The sequence below is a fragment of the Pseudomonas sp. AD21 genome (genome assembly GCF_002878485.1).
GTDB lineage: Bacteria > Pseudomonadota > Gammaproteobacteria > Pseudomonadales > Pseudomonadaceae > Aquipseudomonas.
On record NZ_NQYG01000053.1, the window covers coordinates 17,435 to 37,091 of the forward strand.

18 protein-coding genes are annotated in these 19,657 nt (G+C 61.1%); 12 read left to right on the forward strand and 6 right to left on the reverse strand.

Annotated features, from left to right (window positions below; all coding sequences use genetic code 11):
* Positions 1 to 100: 100 nt before the first annotated feature.
* The 3 genes from relA to PseAD21_RS23195 all read left to right on the forward strand — a co-directional run bounded on the left by relA (position 101) and on the right by PseAD21_RS23195 (position 3,870).
* Positions 101 to 2,344, forward strand: a complete 2,244-nt coding sequence (relA, locus tag PseAD21_RS23185; RefSeq protein WP_102358093.1) for a GTP diphosphokinase — start codon at positions 101 to 103, stop codon at positions 2,342 to 2,344.
* Positions 2,345 to 2,468: 124 nt separating this feature from the next.
* Positions 2,469 to 3,302, forward strand: a complete 834-nt coding sequence (gene mazG / locus PseAD21_RS23190) for a nucleoside triphosphate pyrophosphohydrolase (protein ID WP_102358111.1) — start codon at positions 2,469 to 2,471, stop codon at positions 3,300 to 3,302.
* 25 nt (positions 3,303 to 3,327) lie between these two features.
* On the forward strand, positions 3,328 to 3,870 hold the full coding sequence (locus PseAD21_RS23195) for a DUF2058 domain-containing protein (RefSeq protein ID WP_025112962.1): 543 nt from the start codon (positions 3,328 to 3,330) through the stop codon (positions 3,868 to 3,870).
* A 70-nt stretch (positions 3,871 to 3,940) separates the two neighbouring features.
* Here the strand turns inward: PseAD21_RS23195 and PseAD21_RS23200 are convergent, their stop codons facing one another.
* The 6 genes from PseAD21_RS23200 to PseAD21_RS23225 all read right to left on the reverse strand — a co-directional run bounded on the left by PseAD21_RS23200 (position 3,941) and on the right by PseAD21_RS23225 (position 11,431).
* Positions 3,941 to 4,129: a hypothetical protein gene (locus PseAD21_RS23200; protein WP_025112963.1), complete on the reverse strand. Its 189-nt coding sequence runs from the start codon at positions 4,127 to 4,129 to the stop codon at positions 3,941 to 3,943.
* A 348-nt stretch (positions 4,130 to 4,477) separates the two neighbouring features.
* Positions 4,478 to 5,698 carry a beta-ketoacyl-ACP synthase I gene (gene fabB, locus PseAD21_RS23205; RefSeq protein ID WP_008087472.1) on the reverse strand — a complete coding sequence of 407 codons (1,221 nt, stop codon included), beginning with the start codon at positions 5,696 to 5,698 and terminating at the stop codon, positions 4,478 to 4,480.
* A gap of 11 nt (positions 5,699 to 5,709) precedes the next feature.
* Positions 5,710 to 6,225, reverse strand: a complete 516-nt coding sequence (gene fabA, locus PseAD21_RS23210) for a 3-hydroxyacyl-[acyl-carrier-protein] dehydratase FabA (RefSeq protein WP_003227150.1) — start codon at positions 6,223 to 6,225, stop codon at positions 5,710 to 5,712.
* A 247-nt stretch (positions 6,226 to 6,472) separates the two neighbouring features.
* Positions 6,473 to 8,377 carry a response regulator gene (locus PseAD21_RS23215; protein ID WP_102358095.1) on the reverse strand — a complete coding sequence of 635 codons (1,905 nt, stop codon included), beginning with the start codon at positions 8,375 to 8,377 and terminating at the stop codon, positions 6,473 to 6,475.
* Complete coding sequence (locus tag PseAD21_RS23220) at positions 8,374 to 9,306, reverse strand: ABC transporter substrate-binding protein (protein WP_102358096.1); 933 nt, start codon at positions 9,304 to 9,306, stop codon at positions 8,374 to 8,376. Before PseAD21_RS23220 ends, PseAD21_RS23215 begins: the two co-directional genes overlap by 4 nt.
* A gap of 1 nt (position 9,307) precedes the next feature.
* Positions 9,308 to 11,431 carry a TonB-dependent siderophore receptor gene (locus PseAD21_RS23225; protein WP_102358098.1) on the reverse strand — a complete coding sequence of 708 codons (2,124 nt, stop codon included), beginning with the start codon at positions 11,429 to 11,431 and terminating at the stop codon, positions 9,308 to 9,310.
* 196 nt (positions 11,432 to 11,627) lie between these two features.
* On the opposite strand from PseAD21_RS23225, the gene PseAD21_RS23230 reads away from it, so the two are divergent.
* The 9 genes from PseAD21_RS23230 (at position 11,628) to PseAD21_RS23270 (ending at position 19,537) form a co-directional block, all read left to right on the forward strand.
* The gene (locus PseAD21_RS23230; RefSeq protein ID WP_047600375.1) at positions 11,628 to 12,653 is read left to right on the forward strand and encodes an NAD(P)H-dependent glycerol-3-phosphate dehydrogenase; all 1,026 of its coding nucleotides are present in this window, start codon (positions 11,628 to 11,630) and stop codon (positions 12,651 to 12,653) included.
* An 18-nt stretch (positions 12,654 to 12,671) separates the two neighbouring features.
* Entirely contained in the window at positions 12,672 to 13,019 is a 348-nt protein-coding gene (locus PseAD21_RS23235; protein ID WP_102358099.1) for a DUF4389 domain-containing protein, read from the forward strand.
* Positions 13,016 to 13,468 carry a phosphohistidine phosphatase SixA gene (gene sixA / locus PseAD21_RS23240; RefSeq protein ID WP_102358100.1) on the forward strand — a complete coding sequence of 151 codons (453 nt, stop codon included), beginning with the start codon at positions 13,016 to 13,018 and terminating at the stop codon, positions 13,466 to 13,468. The genes PseAD21_RS23235 and sixA overlap by 4 nt, the downstream gene beginning before the upstream one ends.
* Positions 13,469 to 13,584: 116 nt before the next feature.
* Positions 13,585 to 15,240, forward strand: coding sequence for an AMP-binding protein (locus PseAD21_RS23245; protein WP_102358102.1), 1,656 nt, complete (start codon positions 13,585 to 13,587; stop codon positions 15,238 to 15,240).
* Between the two features lie 31 nt (positions 15,241 to 15,271).
* Entirely contained in the window at positions 15,272 to 15,715 is a 444-nt protein-coding gene (locus tag PseAD21_RS23250; protein ID WP_007957810.1) for a hotdog fold thioesterase, read from the forward strand.
* A 120-nt stretch (positions 15,716 to 15,835) separates the two neighbouring features.
* Entirely contained in the window at positions 15,836 to 16,642 is an 807-nt protein-coding gene (locus tag PseAD21_RS23255) for an alpha/beta fold hydrolase (RefSeq protein ID WP_102358103.1), read from the forward strand.
* Positions 16,639 to 17,493 (forward strand): alpha/beta hydrolase, encoded by an 855-nt coding sequence (locus PseAD21_RS23260; RefSeq protein WP_102358104.1) that lies wholly within the window; start codon positions 16,639 to 16,641, stop codon positions 17,491 to 17,493. Before PseAD21_RS23255 ends, PseAD21_RS23260 begins: the two co-directional genes overlap by 4 nt.
* Before the next feature lie 115 nt (positions 17,494 to 17,608).
* A complete protein-coding gene (locus tag PseAD21_RS23265) occupies positions 17,609 to 18,415 on the forward strand; it encodes a DUF4892 domain-containing protein (RefSeq protein WP_102358106.1) in 807 nt (268 codons plus the stop codon).
* A gap of 69 nt (positions 18,416 to 18,484) precedes the next feature.
* On the forward strand, positions 18,485 to 19,537 hold the full coding sequence (locus PseAD21_RS23270) for an AI-2E family transporter (RefSeq protein WP_102358107.1): 1,053 nt from the start codon (positions 18,485 to 18,487) through the stop codon (positions 19,535 to 19,537).
* Positions 19,538 to 19,657 lie beyond the last annotated feature (120 nt).

The following is a 19,657-nucleotide window of genomic DNA, read 5'->3' on the forward strand; positions in this document are numbered from 1 at the left end:
CTGTCCGCGCAGCGCGCGCTTTAGCCCCGCGAGCGCAAACGGACAATGAGGATCAGCGATTTGACGCATTGAATCTGCGTCGTAGGGAAGGTAAAGCAAGATGGTACAGGTGAGAGCACACCAGCCGATCAACACTGACGGCAGTATCAATCTCGAGGCTTGGCTCGATCACGCGGTCAGTGTCGATCTGGCACTGGATCGCGAAGCCTTGAAAGAAGCCTGCGAGTTCGCTCGCGAGGCCGAACAGCAGTCCAACGCCGCAAAAAATCTGTGGGCCGAGGGCAGCGGCAGTTTCAGCACCGGTCTTGAGATCGCCGAGATCCTCGCCGACCTCAAGCTCGACCAGGACTCGCTAGTCGCGGCGGTGCTGTACCGTGGCGTCCGTGAAGGCCAGATCGAACTAACGGCGGTCAGCCAGCGTTTCGGCCCGGTGGTGACCAAGCTGATTGACGGCGTGCAGCGCATGGCGGCCATCAGTGCCAGCCTCAGTCCGCGCCAGTCGATGGTGATGGGCACCCAGGGTCAGGTGGAAAACCTGCGCAAGATGCTGGTGGCGATGGTCGACGACGTGCGCGTCGCGCTGATCAAGCTCGCCGAGCGCACCTGTGCCATTCGTGCGGTGAAAACCGCCGACGACGAAAAGCGCAACCGGGTCGCCCGGGAAGTCTTCGACATCTATGCGCCGCTCGCGCACCGTCTCGGTATCGGTCATATCAAATGGGAACTGGAGGACTTGTCCTTCCGTTACCTGGAGCCGGATCAATACAAACAGATCGCCAAGCTGCTCCACGAGCGGCGGCTTGATCGCGAGCGTTTCATCGCCGACGTGATGACCCAGCTCAAGGACGAATTGCAGGCCACCGGCGTCGACGCCGACATCAGCGGCCGGGCCAAACACATCTATTCGATCTGGCGCAAAATGCAGCGCAAGGGTCTGGAATTCAGCCAGATCTACGACGTGCGTGCGGTGCGCGTGCTGGTGCCGGAAATGCGCGACTGCTACACCGCGCTCGGTATCGTCCACACCCTGTGGCGGCACATCCCGAAAGAATTCGACGACTACATCGCCAACCCGAAAGAGAACGGCTACCGCTCGCTGCACACTGCGGTAATCGGCCCGGAAGGCAAGGTTCTCGAGGTGCAGATCCGTACGCACTCGATGCACGAAGAGGCCGAACTCGGTGTCTGCGCGCACTGGCGCTACAAGGGCACCGATGTCAAATCCGGCTCCAACCACTACGAAGAGAAAATCTCCTGGCTGCGTCAGGTCCTCGAGTGGCACGAAGAGCTGGGTGACATCGGTGGTCTGGCCGAACAGCTGCGCGTCGACATCGAACCGGATCGGGTCTACATCTTCACGCCCGACGGTCACGCCATCGATTTGCCGAAGGGCGCGACGCCGCTGGACTTCGCCTACCGCGTGCACACCGAAATCGGCCACAACTGCCGTGGTGCGAAGATCAACGGGCGCATCGTACCGCTCAACTACAGCCTGCAGACCGGTGAGCAGGTCGAGATCATCACCAGCAAGCACGGTACGCCGAGCCGCGACTGGCTGAACTCCAACCTCGGGTATGTCACCACCTCGCGGGCGCGGGCGAAGATCGTTCACTGGTTCAAGTTGCAGGCTCGCGATCAGAACGTGGCGGCCGGTAAAACCCTGATCGAGCGCGAACTGACGCGTCTCGGCCTGCCGGCGGTGGATTTCGACAAGCTGGCCGACAAGGCCAACATGAAAACCGCCGAAGACATGTTCGCCGCCCTCGGCGCCGGCGACTTGCGTCTGGCGCAACTGGTCAATCTGGCGCAGCAACTGGTCGAGCCGGAACGCGGCAACGAACAGCTGGAGCTGATTCCGCGTAAAGCCACCGGTTACAAACCGGGCAAGCGCGGCGACATTCAGATCCAGGGTGTCGGCAACCTGATGACGCAGATGGCCGGCTGCTGCCAGCCACTGCCGGGCGATGCGATCGTCGGTTACATCACTCAAGGTCGTGGCGTAAGCATTCACCGTCAGGATTGTGCCTCGGTGCTGCAACTGGGCGGGCGCGAACCGGAGCGGATCATCCAGGTCAGTTGGGGCCCGGTGCCGGTGCTCACCTATCCGGTGGACATTGTCATCCGCGCCTACGACCGTTCCGGTCTGCTGCGTGACGTCTCGCAGGTGCTGCTCAACGAGCGCATCAACGTACTGGCGGTCAACACCCGCTCGAACAAGGAAGACAACACGGCGCTGATGTCCCTGACCATCGAGATCCCGGGACTTGATGCGCTAGGGCGGTTGCTGGGGCGGATTTCGCAGTTGCCGAACATCATCGAGACGCGGCGTAACCGTACCCCGTGATGTGGCTTCTCGGTGGGAGCGAGCCTGCTCGCGAAGAGGGCGTGTCGGTCGACAACTTTGTTGCAGACACACCGCTTTCGCGAGCAGGCTCGCTCCCACAAGGTTTTGTGGTGAGAAATAAATGATGTACAGCCTTGAAGACCTGCTCCACCTCATGAGCCGTCTGCGCGATCCGCAATACGGTTGCCCGTGGGACATCAAGCAAACCTACGAGACCATCGTCCCGCACACCCTCGAAGAAGCCTACGAAGTGGCCGATGCCATCGAGCGCGGCGACTTCGATCATTTGCAGGGTGAACTCGGTGATCTGCTGTTCCAGGTGGTGTATTACAGCCAGCTGGCGCGGGAAGAAGGGCGCTTCGAGTTCGCCGGCGTGATCGACAGCATTACCCGCAAGCTGATCCGCCGTCATCCTCATGTATTCCCCACCGGTGATCTGTATGCGCCGCTGGATGTGCCGGGTCTGAGCGAAGAGCAGGTCAAGCAGCGTTGGGAAGAGATCAAGGCCGAAGAGCGCGCCGAGAAATCCGCCGCGCCCGAGCAACTGTCACTGCTCGATGACGTGCCCGCAACCTTGCCGGCATTATCCCGTTCAGCCAAGTTGCAGAAGCGTGCCGGGCAGGTCGGTTTCGACTGGCCGCACGCCTTGCCGGTGCTCGACAAGGTGCGTGAAGAGCTCGATGAAGTCCTCGAAGCGATGTCCGAAAACGATCCGGTGGCCGTGGCCGACGAGATCGGCGACCTGCTGTTTTCCGTGGTCAACCTGGCGCGGCATCTGAAGGTCGATCCGGAAACCGCGCTGCGGGGCGCCAACGCCAAGTTCGAAAGACGTTTCCGATTTATCGAACAGGCATTGCGCGACACCCATCGTCCCATGGAAGATTGCACCCTCGAAGAGTTGGACGCCCTGTGGGGTGAAGCCAAACGTCAGGAAAAGAATGCGCCCAGCTGCGGCTGAGCAACTGCCCAAGTGAGTAAGCCCCATGAGTATTTCCCTTCGCGACCAGTTGCTCAAAGCAGGCCTGGTCAACCAAAAGCAGGCCAAACAGGTCAGCAAAGACAAGCAGAAGCAACAGCGTCTGGCCCACAAGGGGCAGGCCGAGCTGGATGATTCGCAGCAACGCGCCGCCCAGGAAGCCATGGCCGAGAAGGTCAAGCGCGACCAGGAGCTGAACCGTCAGCAGCAAGAGAAAGCCGAGGCCAAGGCCCGTGCCGCGCAGGTCAAGCAATTGATCGAAGTCTCGCGTCTGCCGAAGCTGACCACCGAGGACTACTACAACTTTGTCGATGACAAGAAGGTCAAGCGCATCTCGGTCAATACGCTGATGCGCAACAAGCTCAGCAGCGGCTCGCTGGCGATCGTGCACCATGCCGGTGGCTACGAAGTGATCCCCCGTGAAGCGGCCCTGAAGATTCAGGAGCGCGACCCGCAGCGCATCGTGCAGCTCAACGTGCAGACCGAAGAGGTCAATGCCGAGGACGATCCGTACGCGGCCTATCAGATCCCTGATGACCTGATGTGGTAAATCGATAAAGCTGTAACAACGACAAACCCCGCTCACGGCGGGGTTTGTCGTTTTCAATGCTGTGGTTGATTCAGGAGGAGCGGGCTTCGCGTTGTTGCTCCAGCACTTCCAGTTCGGCCTTGTAGTTGTGGGCATCGATCTCGTTGTGGAACATGCCGACCAGCAAGTCTTGTTGATGCACATCCCAGATCCGTACACCGGCGGCTACGCCTTCATGGGACATGTGTGAATCGTCGCGTTCAGTTACTTTTACAGTCATCTGCTAGCTCCAAATCTCAAGTTATCTGCAGCAAGGCGTGTGCAGGACTCTTTTATATTATTTGTTAGCTTGCTAAGTAAACGGCTGATTCGTGCAAGGTGTTGTTGCGTTTTTTGCAACAGTGCTGCAGCCCACGTAATCCGCGACATTCGGTCGCAGGGGGCAAAGTTTCATGACAGAAGTTTCATTTTCAGAACGCTCTGGAGCCCTGTCTTTTGATCATTCCCACGCTCCGCGCGGGAACGATCAGCAGCACGGGCCAGTAGTGTCCCGGCTAATTTCTGCAGACCAAAAAAAACGCCCCGAACCAGTCGGGGCGTTTTCATGTGTGGCTCAAGCGGGGAGGAATTACTTGCCTTCCCAGCGCTTCAGTACCAGCGTGGCGTTAGTGCCGCCGAAGCCGAAGCTGTTGCTCATCACAGTGTTGATGGTGGCGTTTTCGCGGGTCTTGGTCAGCACCGGCAGATCGGCCACTTCAGGGTCCAGCTCGTCGATGTTGGCGGAACCGGCAATGAAGTTGCCTTCCATCATCAGCATGCAGTAGATCGCTTCGTGAACGCCGGCGGCGCCCAGGGAGTGGCCGGACAGGCTCTTGGTCGAGCTGATCGCTGGCGCCTTGTCGCCGAACACTTCACGCACACCTTTCATTTCCGCAACGTCGCCGACCGGAGTCGAGGTGCCGTGGGTGTTCAGGTAGTCGATCGGGGTGTCGACGGTGGACATTGCCATCTGCATGCAGCGGATTGCGCCTTCGCCACTCGGGGCAACCATGTCGTAGCCATCGGACGTTGCGCCGTAGCCAACGATTTCAGCGTAGATCTTGGCGCCACGGGCCAGAGCGTGTTCCAGCTCTTCAACCACGACCATACCGCCACCGCCAGCGATAACGAAACCGTCACGGTCTTTGTCGTAGGCACGGGAGGCTTGTTCCGGGGTGTCGTTACGCTTGCTGGACAGAGCGCCCATGGCGTCGAACAGGAACGACTGGCTCCAGTGCTCTTCTTCACCGCCACCGGCGAAGACGATGTCCTGCTTGCCCATCTGGATCTGTTCCATGGCGGTACCGATGCAGTGAGCACTGGTGGCGCAGGCAGAAGCGATGGAGTAGTTCAGGCCTTTGATCTTGAATGGCGTGGCCAGGCAAGCGGAAACCGTGCTGCTCATGGTCCGCGTTACACGGTATGGGCCAACGCGTTTCACGCCTTTCTCGCGCAGGATGTCCAGCGCTTCCATCTGGTTCAGCGTGGAAGCACCACCGGAGCCAGCCACCAGGCCGGTACGCGGGTTGGACACTTGCTCTTCGGTCAGGCCGGAGTCAGCGATGGCGTCTTTCATGGCCAGGTAGGCGTAAGCCGCTGCGTGGCCGACGAAACGATAGATCTTGCGATCGATCAGTTCTTCAAGGTTGAGGTCGATGGAGCCGGAAACCTGGCTACGCAGACCCATTTCAGCATATTCCGGGTTGAACCGGATGCCAGGGCGGCTTGCACGCAGGTTAGCGGAGACGGTCTCTTTGTCATTGCCCAGGCACGAAACAATGCCCAGACCAGTGATAACGACGCGGCGCATGCGAATAACCCTTAGAAGTTGTCAGTGGAGGTGAACACGCCGACGCGAAGGCCTTCGGCGGTGTAGATTTCGCGACCGTCGACAGTCACCGAACCATCGGCGATGGCCAGGTTCAGCTTGCCCTTGAGGACGCGTTTGATATGAATGTTGTAGGTGACTTTCTTGGCGGTCGGCAGGACCTGACCGAAGAATTTCACTTCGCCCGAACCCAGCGCACGGCCACGGCCCGGCAGGCCTTGCCAGCCCAGGAAGAAGCCGACCAGTTGCCACATGGCGTCCAGACCCAGGCAGCCCGGCATCACCGGATCGCCTTCGAAGTGGCACGCGAAGAACCACAGATCAGGGTTGATATCCAGCTCGGCGACCAATTCACCTTTGCCGTACTTGCCGCCTTCTTCACTGATCAGGGTGATGCGATCCACCATCAGCATGTTCGGGGCGGGCAGTTGCGCGTTACCTGGGCCGAACAGCTCACCGCGACTGCAGCGCAGCAGATCTTCCCGAGTAAAGGCGTTTTGTTTGGTCATGCGAGCTCCTCAATAATCCCATGCGGCAGGTGGGGCAAATCTTCCCGACCGATCGACGCGTTCATGCCTCGAATCGGCAGCCTACTCATAGACTATTGCGTTGTGGTGAAAGTCACAGCACCAAGGACATGAATGTACACTTGTGCACTGAAATTTTTATTCAAGCCCGTTTTGCGGCTTTTTTGGGGGCCTAAGACTGCCGCACTTTCGCTTTTCACGCCAGTCGCAGATGGTCGAAAAACCGTCACTACTGCACCCAGCGCTGCAGAATCTGTTGTAGGTCATTGCGTTTGAACGGCTTCGCCAGATAATCGTTCATGCCCGCCGACAGGCAGGTTTCGCGGTCACCCTGCAATGCGTTGGCGGTCAGCGCGATGATCGGCACCTCGCTGCGTCCGGGCAGCAGACGGATCTGCCGGGTCGCTTCATAGCCGTCGATGATCGGCAGACGGCAGTCCATCAGAATCACTTCGAAATCATTACCTTCGGCGCTGCGTACCGCTTGCGCGCCATCGGTGGCGACGCTGACAGTAAAGCCCAGGCTGCGCAACATTGCCTCGATGACCGTCTGGTTGACCGGATTGTCCTCCACCAGCAACACATTGCGCCCTTCACCATGCCCGTTGCCATTGGCTGCGCGCGGTGCCGCCAGTTGCGGCAACGTCTGCTTATATAAAGCCAACGGGATTTCCAGGGTGAATACCGATCCGAGACCTTCTTCACTTTGCGCACGCAACGTCCCGCCCATGCGTTCGGCCAGGGTGCGGGCGATCGGCAGGCCGAGCCCGGTGCCACCATAACGGCGCGAAATCGAACTGTCGGCTTGCTGGAACGCGTCGAACATCAACTCCAGACTTTCCGACGAGATTCCAATGCCGCTGTCGCGCACCGAACAGGTGAACCACAGCAGTTCGTGATCCAGCGACTGCCACTGCGCCTCGATGCTGACCCGGCCGCGCTCGGTGAACTTCAGGGCGTTGCCCACCAGGTTGACCAGAATCTGCCGGATCCGCGTCGGGTCGCCTTGCACCTGCAAGTCGCGCATGTCCTCGGGGATCCGCAGGTTCAGGGCCAGGCCACGCTGCACCGCACTGTGCTGGAACGACTGGGCGCAAGCGCCGATCAGGTCGGCGAGGTTGAACGGGATGTGCTCCAGTTCCAGCTCCGAGCGTTCGATCCGCGAGAAGTCGAGAATGTCGTTGATGACTTTCAGCAGATGCTCGGTGGACTCGGAAGCGAGCGCTGCATACTCGATCTGCTCCTCGGTCATGTCCGTGGTTTCCAGCAACTGCAACATGCCCAGCACGCCGTTCATGGGAGTGCGCAGTTCGTGGCTCATCATCGCCAGGAAGTCGGATTTGGCGTTGTTGGCCTTTTCTGCTTCTTCGCGGGTCTGGATCAGTTGTGCCATCGCCTGATGCTGTTCGCGGCTGGCCTGCTCCAGTGCCTGGGCGAGGTTGTTGATATGCTGCGACAGGGCGCCCAGTTCGGTGTCATCGACAATCGGCAGCGGGGTCTTGTAGTCGCCTTGCTGAATCGCCTTGACCGCGTTGCCGATATCGCGGATCGGCGCCGACAGACTGCCGGCCAGACGTCGCGCCAGAACAAAAGTGAAGAGCAGGGCGAACAACGCCAGAATCCCCGCCTTGAGCAGAATTTCCTGCTGGCGCTGACTGAAGGCATCGTTGGACAGGCCGACGATCACCCGGCCCAGATAATCCTCGCTGGTTACGTTGTTGCTGGCTTTGGCGTCGTGGAAAAAGTCGCTGTTGAGGGCGATCCGTTGCAGGCGCACCGGGGCCTGGAACACTTCGACCTGATGCGGTCGGTTGTGCGCGTCGGCGGCCTGTTCAACGTAGGCCAGAATCCGGTTGGCGCTGTCCTGCACTTCGATAAAACGCACGTTCGGTGTGGCCAGGGTGGCTTTGAGCAGGCTTTCCAGCACGTCGTTGTTGCCGGAAATTACCCCGTACTCGGTGGCCGGGGCCAGTTGATTGGCGATCAGTTGCCCCGTGTGATTGAGCTCCTGACGCAAATCCTGGATGCGCACGAAGGTAAAGAAGCTGATCAGCAGCAGCGTGAGCAGCAGTGCAGGGCCCAGACTGATCAATTGCGTGCGGGTGTTGATATCCCAGCGGCGACGCAGATTCATGGGTGGCTTTCTCCTTCAGCCAACTGGCGGGCAACAGACGCTTCATCGATTGGCTCGATACCCAGGGAACGAGCGACCTGCGCATTACTTGAAACTTTAAAACGTTCGGGATAGAGCGTCCGCGGCCATGTGGCCGAGGGGCGGTCAAGCAATTCGTCGAGGATGGTCAGCCAGTCGTGCTGATCGCTGTAAGTGCTGGCCAGGCTGCCGGCACGGACAAACGCGGCGTTCGGTCCAACCAGTGCGATCTGCCGGGAATAGCTGCTGAGCAGCAGGTTCTTCGCGGTTTTCGGGTTGTACAGGTCCGGGTCGTCGAGGCCCAGCAGCACGTCACTGTTTTTCAGTACCGTCTGCAACGGGCGGCTGTCCTGAATGTTGTCCCAGCGCTGACTGACGATTTGCAGATGCAACGGCGCGGCGGCCAGTTGCAGCTCATTGAGCAGGAATTCGCTGTGCTTATCGAACAGCACGCCGACTCGCCGCGCCTGCGGCAGAATCCGCTGAATCAATTGCAGCTGCCGCCCCAGCGGTGGATCGCTCCACAGCAGACTCAAGTGCGCCGGTTGCGCGGCACCCAAGCGCTGCCGGGCCTGCAGGCGGCTGATGCGCAACACCAGCGTCGCCGGTCCCTGAGACTCCTTAAGGCGCCAATCGAGGCTGGGCAGGTCGAGCAGTATCATCCGCAGATTGCTCGGCAATTTACCCGGCGCCGGCAGGCTCGCCAGTGGCTGGAACCGCACGTTGTCGGTGGGGCGCAGTTCGCTCAGGGCCTCGACGAAGGCCTGCACCCCAGGGCTTTCTTCGGCGCCGGTCAACAGGATGTCGGCGGCTTGCACCGCGACGCCGTGCAGCCACGCGGTCAAAAACAGACAGACACCGGCCAGCCAGTGGCCAAGGGTTGGCGTCTTGTTTGCCGTGCCGTAGCGCACCTTAGAACTCCAGCTCGGCGCTGAAGTACATCACCCGGCGTTCGTCGTAATTGTTGTCGACGAAGGTGGTCGGCTCGTTGTCGAGCCGCTGTTGCAGTACGCCGGCCAGTTGCAATTGAGCCTTGCCCAGAGGGATGCGTTTGGCGATGCGCGTATCGACCCGCTCGAAGCGGTAGCCGTTGAGCGCGTTGTCGCCGTAATAGAAGAGGGCGCTGTTCCAGCCGTGGCCCCAATCGCGCAACCAACCGGCGGAGCCGCTGTTGCGTGAGGTGAATTGCTGATCCAGCGGATTGCTCGCCTCGGCATCGACGAAAGCGTAAGTGAAGCGCAGGCGATCGATCAGGCTCAGGCGCCAGTCGAGCTGGGTTTCGGTGCCGCGAAAACGTGAGCTGTTGGCGTTGCTGGCGATGTACTGGTTGTTGCGCAGCGGCTCGCTGATCATCCCGGTGATTTCGTCGTAGAACAGCTTCACATCGACCGCCAGCCCCAGTTCGGCGAAATAGCCGTTGTAGCCCAACTCGCGCGAGCGCATGTGTTCCTGATCGAGATCGCCCGGGCCACGGGTCTTGACGAAGTAGCGGGCCGAAGACTGACCGTAGGCCGAGGGCCGCAGGTTGCTCACCTGATAGCTCCAGTTGACGTTGTTCTCGAACATGTCCGGCGAGCGGATCGCTTCCGAGTACACCGCGCGCAGCCCATGACGCGGGTTGATCAGGTAGTTGACCGCGAATCTGGGCGTCAGCGAACTGCCGATCAATTGGGTGTTTTCGAACATTGCGCCGCCCTGCAACAGCCAGTGTTCACTGGCGCGCCACTCCAACTGGCCGAACGCACGCCAAGTGGTGTCGTCCAGCGTGCCGTTGAAGTAGGTCTCGGAATCGGCCCGGTCGTAACGATAGTTCATGCCGCTGACCAGTCGCAGACTGTCGGACAGGCTGAGGGTGTCCTGCAATTCCAGGTCGTAGCGCGACTCTCGGGTGCTCTGGTCGATATCGCCGCACAGGGTCTGACTGGCACCGTTGCGCCACTGATCCAGCACCTGATTGGCCAGGGCCATTTCCTGCGGGGTGCCGGGCGCTGCGCCGGGGCCGGTGAAGCGGGTGATGTTGCGCGCCAGGCGCTCGGTGTAGTTCGGGTTGAGTTGCCACAGTTGCGTCAACTGCGGGCTGAACGACACTTCGGCATCGCACGCGCGCCACACTTGCTGGCGATCCCAGTGCTGGGCCGAGCCTTGTATATAAAGGCTGTGTTGCGGATTGATGTCGAGATTCCAGCGCACCGATCCAGCGTAATCCTTGGCCACCACGTCGGAATTGTTCCCGGCGGCGGTAATCCCCGAGAACACCGGGCGGTAGGTGTAAGGCCGCTGATTGGTGCCGTCCTTCGCGTTGACCTGCCAGTCGAGGCTCTGGTTGTCGCTCAGGGTCTGGCTGACGGCGAGGCTGAAGCGGTTCAAGCGGCGGCTGTCGCGATAATCGGCGCCGCTGCGGTCGCTGTCGAAGCCATCGTCTTCCAGGCCGGACAGCGACAGGCGTAGATCGCCGCCATTCCAGCCGGTGCCCTGGCTGGCATAGAAATCGTTGATGCCGCGCTGGCCACGGGTGTACTTCAGTCGCGTGCCGTGGCTGTCCGCCGGGTTGCGGGTGATGATGTTGACCACCGCCATCAGTGCGTTGGCGCCATAGCTGACGGTGTTCGGCCCACGGAAAACCTCGATGCGCTCGATGTCTTCCATGGCCACCGGAATATCACTCCAGTCCACCGTGGCGAGACCTGCGCGATACACCGAACGGCCATCGATCAGCACCTGCATGCGCCGCGCTTCACTGGCGTTGGTCCCGTGATAGTTGACCGCGGCCTGATTGCCGCTGATGTTGCCGACCATCATCCCCGGCACCAGGCGCAGCAGTTCGCTGATGTCGCGGGCGCCACTGGCGTTGATCAATTCACTGTCGATGACGGTCATGCTCCCCGGAACTTCCGCTGGCGTCTGTTTCAGGCGCGTGGCCGTCAGCACCTGCGGCAGCGTTTCGCCGTCGACAAACAGGTCGTCCGCCTGCAACACCGGGCTGAACAGCAGCGCCAGCAACAGGGACGAACGCGAAGGGGGAGCACCAAAAGACACGACACAGCCTTGATCGCAAAGAATTGGCGCGCATGTTAACCGAGGGCAGCGACTTTTCCAGTCAAGATGCGGGCATTTTCCTCGGTTTTATTGGTCTTCTTCCTACAAGTGCCGGTAATTGACGCAGGGGCTGGCTGCGACCCGGTCGCCCCGTATAATGCCGGCATCGCCACTGGTATGGATTAACGGATTGCATATGACTGAACAGCGCCCGATTGCGGTCCTGGGAGGCGGAAGTTTTGGTACCGCCGTGGCCAATCTATTGGCCGAGAACGGCCATCAAGTCCGGCAGTGGATGCGTGACCCCGAGCAGGCCGAGGCCATCCGGGTCAATCGCGAGAACCCGCGTTACCTCAAGGGCATCAAGATTTTGCCGGGGGTGACCGCCGTCACTGACCTGCAGGCAACGCTCGACGCCTGCGAGCTGTGCTTCGTCGCGCTGCCATCGAGCGCCCTGCGCACAGTGCTGGCCGCCCACGCCGAGCGCCTGAGCGGCAAGATGCTCGTCAGCCTGACCAAGGGCATCGAAGCCCACACCTTCAAACTGATGAGCCAGATCCTCGAAGAAATCGCCCCGCAGGCGCGCATCGGCGTGCTGTCCGGGCCGAACCTGGCGCGCGAGATCGCCGAGCACGCGTTGACCGCCACCGTGGTCGCCAGCGAAGACGAAGACCTGTGCAAGCAGGTGCAGGCTGCGCTGCATGGCCGCACCTTCCGCGTCTATGCCAGTGCCGACCGCTTTGGTGTCGAACTGGGCGGCGCACTGAAAAACGTCTACGCGATCATCGCCGGCATGGCCGTGGCGCTGGAGATGGGCGAGAACACCAAGAGCATGCTGATCACCCGCGCCCTGGCCGAGATGACCCGGTTTGCGGTGAATCAGGGCGCGAACCCGATGACCTTCCTCGGTCTGGCCGGGGTCGGTGATTTGATCGTCACGTGCTCGTCACCGAAGAGCCGCAACTATCAGGTCGGGTTTGCCCTCGGTCAGGGCTTGAGCCTTGATGAAGCGGTGTCGCGTCTGGGCGAAGTCGCCGAAGGGGTCAACACCCTGAAAGTGCTCAAGGCCAAGTCCCAGGAGGTCGGTGTATACATGCCGCTGGTCGCCGGGCTGCATGCGATTCTGTTTGAAGGACGCACGCTGGAGCAGGTGATCGGTCTACTGATGCGTGCCGAGCCGAAAACCGACGTCGACTTTATTTCCACCAGCGGTTTCAACTGATTCAACAGGAAGCGAGCCATGAACGATCCGAAAACCGAAGCCAAGTACGAATCCATTCTCCTGCGGGTGCTGTGGATGATCGTCTACGTGCTGGTCTGGCAAGTGGCGCAGTTCATCCTCGGCGCGGTGGTGCTGGTGCAACTGATCTATCGTTTGATTTATGGCGCGCCGAGCGCCGGCCTGATGAATTTCGGCGACAGCCTGAGTCAGTTCCTGGCGCAGATCGGCCGCTTCGGCAGCTTTAACAGCGATCAGAAACCGTGGCCGTTCGCCGACTGGCCAACCCCGCGTGCCCCGGAAGGCGAGACGCCGCACGCCGTGCCGCCAGCCCCGCATCCGGTCCGAGATGAGGAACCCAAGCTATGAAACTCTGGGTATTGCGTCACGGTGAGGCGGTGCCTTATGGCTCGTGCCCCGACTCCGAGCGGGAACTGACCGAGCATGGTCGCAAAGAGGCCTTGAGCAGTGCAGCCCGGTTGATCGGTCAGCCACTGACGGCGATCTATGCCAGCCCTTATCTGCGTGCGCAGCAGACCGCGCAGATTGTCCGCGAGGCCTTGGGTTTCGAGCCGGAGATTCGCACCGTCGAGTGGCTGACCCCGGAGACCGATCCGGACAAGGTCACCGATCAACTGGTATCGGTGAGCAATGTGCTGCTGGTCAGCCACAACCCGCTGGTGGGCAATCTGCTGAGTTATCTGCAGCATGGCGCCGGGTATCCGCCGGAGAAGGTCAGCACCGCTGGCCTGGCTGAGCTGGAAAGCCCTGAGCTGCTGATCGGTTCGATGACGCTTAACAGCCTCAAGCACCCCTGACGCTGATCCCACAGGTGACCTCATTGTCAGTTGAAATTATTTGTTTGAATTTTCCAACCAAGCACTTGCTTGGTTGACTACGCTTGCTCCAGACCCAAAAAACAGGAGCGAGTCGCATGTCTGCCGCATTCCGTTTGCCGCTGGACGTGTTCTATGAACGTGAGGCCCGGCACCCGCGCCAGCGTTTTCTCGTGCAGCCCATCGGCGGCGGGCAGGTCGAGACCCTGACCTGGGCCGATGTCGCTCATCAGGCCCGTTGCGCCGCGCACTGGCTGCGCGCCCGGGAATTGCCGCAAGGCAGCCACATCGCGCTGATCTCGAAAAACTGCGCGCACTGGATCATTGCCGATCTGGCGATCTGGATGGCCGGGCACGTGTCGGTGCCGCTGTATCCCAACCTCACCGCAGACTCGGTGAACCAGGTGCTCACCCATTCGCAAAGCGTGCTGGCGTTCATCGGCAAACTCGATGACTGGCCCGGGATGTCCAATGGGATTGCGTCGGGGCTGCCAACCATCAGCCTGCCGCTGCACCCGCCCGGCGCGTTCGATTTCAGTTGGGACGACCTGCAAAAGAGCTCGCCGATCCAGGACGACCCGTGCCCGGCAGGCGAGCAACTGGCAACCATCATTTACACCTCCGGCACCACCGGGTTGCCCAAGGGCGTGATGCACAGCTTTGCCAATCTGGGGTTCGCTACGACTCGTGGCACGCAGTTGTTCGGCCTCAACGAGCACGATCGGCTGCTGTCGTACCTGCCGCTGTGCCATGTCGCCGAACGGATGTTCGTTGAGCTGGCCTCGATCTACACCGGGCAAACCGTGTTCTTTGCCGAAAGCCTCGACACCTTCATCACCGACCTGCAACGGGCGCGGCCGACGGCGATGTTCGGCGTGCCGCGGATCTGGACCAAGTTCCAGATGGGCGTATACGGCAAGATCCCGGCCAAACGCCTGGATTTCCTGCTCGGCCTGCCGTTGATTGGCAAGCGGGTAGGGCACAAGGTGTTGTCCGGGTTGGGCCTCGATGCCTTGCGCGTCGCCCTGTCCGGTGCGGCGCCGGTGCCACAGACCCTGCTCACCTGGTATCAGAAGCTCGGCCTCGATGTACTCGAGGTCTATGGCATGACCGAGAGTTGCGGCTACTCGCACATCTGCCTGCCGGGCCAATACAAACAAGGCTGGATCGGCAGGCCGTGTCCGGATGTCGAGGTGCGTATCGACGAGTCCGGCGAGGTGCAGGTGCGCAGTCAGGCGAACATGCTCGGTTATTTCAAAGAACCGCAGAAAACCGCCGAAACCCTGACCGAAGACGGCTTCCTGCGTACCGGCGACAAGGGCGAGCAGGACGCCGAGGGGCGCCTGCGCCTGACCGGGCGGCTCAAGGAAATCTTCAAGACCAGCAAAGGCAAATACGTGGCCCCGGCGCCGATTGAAAACCGCCTGGCGGTGCACTCGCGAATCGAGCAGGTCTGCGTGGTGGGTGATGGTCTGAGTGCGCCGCTGGGCTTGTGCGTGCTCTCGACGGTCCATCAGGAAGAGGGCCGGGCGAGTCTGCATTCGAGCCTGGAGAAACTGCTGGAAGAGGTCAACACCGTGCTCGACAAGCATGAGCGGCTGCGGCGGCTGGTGGTGGTCAAGGACAGTTGGGCGGTGGAAAACGGCTTTCTCACGCCGACGTTGAAGATCAAGCGCAATGTCATCGAAGACACCTACGGTGCGCGCTTTGAAGAATGGAGCGAGCGCAGCGAGGCGGTGCTGTGGCAGGATTGAGTGACGATCAAAACAACAAAGGAAGCCTGCGATGACCTTGTGGCGCACCACTCCGAACATCGAGCAGTTGAACGCAATCCAGAAAAACACCATCGGCGAAGTGCTGGATATCCGCTTCGAGTCCTTCGACGAAGAGTCGCTGACGGCGAGCATGGTCATCGACCACCGGACTCACCAGCCTTACGGTCTGCTGCATGGCGGGGCCTCGGTGGTGCTGGCGGAAACCGTCGGCTCGATGGCCAGTTACCTGTGCATCGACGCCAGCAAGTTCTATTGCGTGGGGCTGGAGATCAACGCCAACCATTTGCGCGGCTTGCGCAGCGGGCGGGTGACGGCGGTGGCCAAACCGATTCATATCGGCCGCACCACGCATGTCTGGGATATCCGCCTGACCAGTGATGAAGGCAAGGCCAGTTGTGTGTCGCGCCTGACCATGGCGGTGGTGCCGCTGGGCGAGCAGCCGCCGGCACGTTGAAGTCCGATGCGCCCATAGCCATGACCGGACTGTCATCATTCCTGGCAGTTACGGTCATTGCTCAGGGGCGCGCTCTTGCGGACAATCAGCGGCATGTTTTCCGCTCATGGATTTACCGGTATGTCGCAACCGATCTTTTTCACCCACGCCAACGGGTTTCCCTCGGGCACCTATGGCAAGTTGTTCGCGGCGCTGGCGCCCGAGTATCGGGTCGCGCATCTGGAACTGCATGCCCATGACCCGCGTTTTCCAGCGGACGACAACTGGTACAACCTCGTCGACGAACTGATCCACCATTTGCAGCAGCAGGATCAACCGGTGTGGGGCGTCGGCCATTCCTTTGGCGGCGTGTTGCACCTGCACGCGGCGCTGCGTTGCCCTGAACTGTATCGCGGCGTGGTGATGCTCGACTCGCCGGTGCTGACCCGCACTGACCAATGGGTGATCCGCGCCGCCAAGCGCTTTGGTTTCATCGACAAACTGACCCCCGCCGGCCGCACGCTTGGCCGTCGTGAAGAGTTTGCCGATCTCGCCAGTGCGCGCAGTTACTTTGCCGGCAAGAGCCTGTTCCGCGGTTTTGATCCGGAGTGCTTCGACGCCTACCTGCAACACGGTTTGCACAAGGTCGGCGACACGTTGCGCCTGCGCTTCGATCCGGCTACTGAAATCAGCATCTATCGCGGCGTGCCGCACACCAGCCCGGGCCGCACCCGGCAACTGAAAGTGCCGCTGGCGGTAGTGCGCGGGCACACAAGTCGCGTGGTGATGCGTCATCACGGCAGTTTCGTTTCGCGCCTGCCGCAGGGAGAATTGCTGAGCATGCCGGGCGGGCACATGTTTCCGCTGGAGCGTCCGCAGGACACCGCGCGCCTGTTGAAGAATCTGTTCAACCGCTGGGAAGGTCGTCAGGACAAGGACTGCGCATGAGCCCGACCGTCGAAGAAGTGCGCCTGAGCCTGCCGCATATCGAACTGGCGGCGCATTTGTTCGGTCCCGAGGACGGTCTGCCGGTGATTGCTCTGCATGGCTGGCTCGACAACGCCAACAGCTTCGCGCGGCTGGCGCCGAAGCTCAAAGGCCTGCGCATCGTTGCCCTGGACATGGCCGGGCACGGTCACTCCGGACATCGTCCCAACGGTGCCGGCTATGCCTTGTGGGATTACGCCCATGATGTGCTGCAGGTCGCCGAGCAACTAGGCTGGAAGCGCTTCGGCCTGCTTGGGCATTCGATGGGCGCGATTGTTTCGCTGGTGCTGGCGGGCTCGTTACCGGAGCGCATCAGCCATCTGGCGTTGATTGACGGAGTAATTCCGCCTACGGACAAAGGCGAAAACGCCGCCGAACGCATGGGCATGGCCCTGCAGGCACAACTGGACCTGCGCGCGAAGCGCAAACCGGTCTACAACACCCTCGACCGCGCCATCGAAGCGCGGATGAAAGGTTTGGTGGCGGTCAGTCGCGAAGCCGCCGAACTGCTGGCGCAACGCGGTTTGATGCCAGTACCCGGCGGCTATACCTGGCGCACCGACAATCGCCTGACCTTGCCATCGCCGCTGCGCCTGACGCAGGAACAGGCCATGGCCTTCGTCCAGCGCATTATCTGCCCGGCGCAACTGGTGGTCGCCGCCGATGGCATGCTGGCCAAACATCCTGAGTTGCTGGAACGTCTACCCTTTAGCCAGGAACAGCTGGCGGGCGGGCACCATTTGCACCTGAACGATGAGTTCGGTGCCGAGCTTGTCGCAGACTGTTTCAATCGCTTCTTCGCCATTCCTTGACTTGCACCGGGCAACTGTCGAGGCTGGGCGGGTTGAAATGGGAGACAAACACGATGGATTTCTATACTGCTGCGACCCCGACCCGCCAAGCCATGCCGATCCGATGAGCCTGACTATGCGGTCACTCAGTCTGTTGACGCTGTGCTGTTTCAGTCCCGTTCTATTCGCTGCCGATGTACCGGGCAGCCAGGATCTGCAGATCGTGCCGCGTCTGGCCGATGCGCAGATCGTCGACTATCGCCCTCCCGTGGAGCTCGAGCGCATTTATCCGCTGGGCTCGATCCGCAAGATCAGCGGCCAGTTGCGCTTCGACGGCCAGGTCACCGCGCGCGGCCAGACCACGGCGGTGACCTACGAGTTGCCGCCGGAACACGCCGCCACCGAAGCCTTCACCGCTGCCCGCGAAGCCCTGCAAAAACAGGGCGCCGAGCTGCTGTTCTGGTGTCAGGCCCGCGACTGCGGCGAAAGCAGCCTGTGGGCCAACGAGGTGTTCGGCAATTCCAAGCTGTACGGTGCCGACGAGCAACAGGCTTACTTGCTGTTGCGCCTGGCTGCCCCGAAGGACAACACCCTGGTGGCGCTCTACAGCATCACCCGAGGTAATCGCAAAGCCTACCTGCATGTCGAGCAGTTCGAGGCGAGCGCGGCACTGGGCGAGTTGCTGCCGACCTCGGCCACGCTGTTGCGCCAGCTCAAGAGCACGGGCGAGCTGAACCTGCCCAAACTGGTGGGCGACCCGGATGACACCTGGCTGCGGTTGATTTCCCGTGGCTTGAACCTCGACACCACTCAGCGGGTGACGATTTCCGGGCCGAAGGCCGAGGCCTGGCGTCAGGCGCTGATCGGTCAGGGCGTGCGTGCGGCACGGATGGAGGCAGGGAGTGCCGATAGCGCGGGCCTGCGCATCGATCTGTTGCGATAAGCTGTATCGGGCGAGCACGCGTGGCGTGTTCGCCTACTCTTTGACGGACTGACTTTTTCGAGACTCTACATGCTCAATAATGATCGGCTGTTGGTGCAAATCCTCCTGCTGGTGCTGTTTGGTGCCAGTTTTTGGGTGATGGCGCCGTTCTGGTCGGCGCTGTTCTGGGGCGCGGTGCTGGCGTTTGCCAGTTGGCCGCTGATGCGTCTGCTGACCCGTTGGCTCAATGGCCGCGAATCCCTCGCTGCAGCTATTTTGACCCTGGGCTGGATGCTGCTGGTGGCGGCGCCGCTGGTGTGGCTGGGGTTCAACCTGGCCGATCATGTGCGCGATGCCACAGCGTTCATCAAGGATGTGCAGGTTGACGGTCTGCCGGAGGCGCCGGTCTGGCTCGGCTCCGTGCCGCTGGTGGGTGAGCGGCTGGTTGGGGTCTGGAACAGCATCGATCAGCAGGGTGCGGCGCTGATGGTGTCGATCAAGCCGTATCTGGGGCAGGTCGGTAACTGGCTGCTGGCGCGCAGTGCGCAGATCGGCGGCGGTATCCTCGAGCTGACCCTGAGCATTGTCTTTGTGTTCTTTTTCTACCGTGACGGGCCGCGGCTGGCAGCGTTTGTGCACAGTCTGCTGGAACGGCTGATCGGTGAGCGTGCCGGGTATTACATCGAACTGGTGGCTGGCACTGTGCAGCGGGTGGTCAACGGGGTGATCGGTACGGCGGCGGCGCAGGCGATTCTGGCGCTGATCGGGTTTCTGATTGCCGGGGTTCCTGGGGCACTGGTGCTGGGGATTGTGACCTTCCTGCTCAGTCTGATTCCGATGGGGCCGCCGTTGGTGTGGATTCCGGCTACGGCGTGGCTGGCGTGGAAGGGTGAGTATGGGATGGCGGTGTTTCTCGGGATCTGGGGGACGTTCATCATCAGTGGCGTGGATAACGTGTTGAAGCCTTATCTGATCAGCCGGGGCGGGAATCTGCCGTTGGTGATTGTGTTGCTTGGGGTGTTTGGCGGGTTGATTGCGTTTGGGTTTATCGGGTTGTTTATCGGGCCTACGCTTTTGGCGGTGGCTTATAGTTTGTTGACGGATTGGAGCAAGAGTCAGGCTCGGGTTGAGGATCGGCGGTGACGCTGTGACTTGGCGGCCTTTGGGCCGACCATGTTCTTGATTGGGTTGTGTGAATATCCGTTTCTTTGGGGGTGGCGGCTGGCGGTTTCGCCCTGACGGCGAGTCACTTTTCCAGACGCC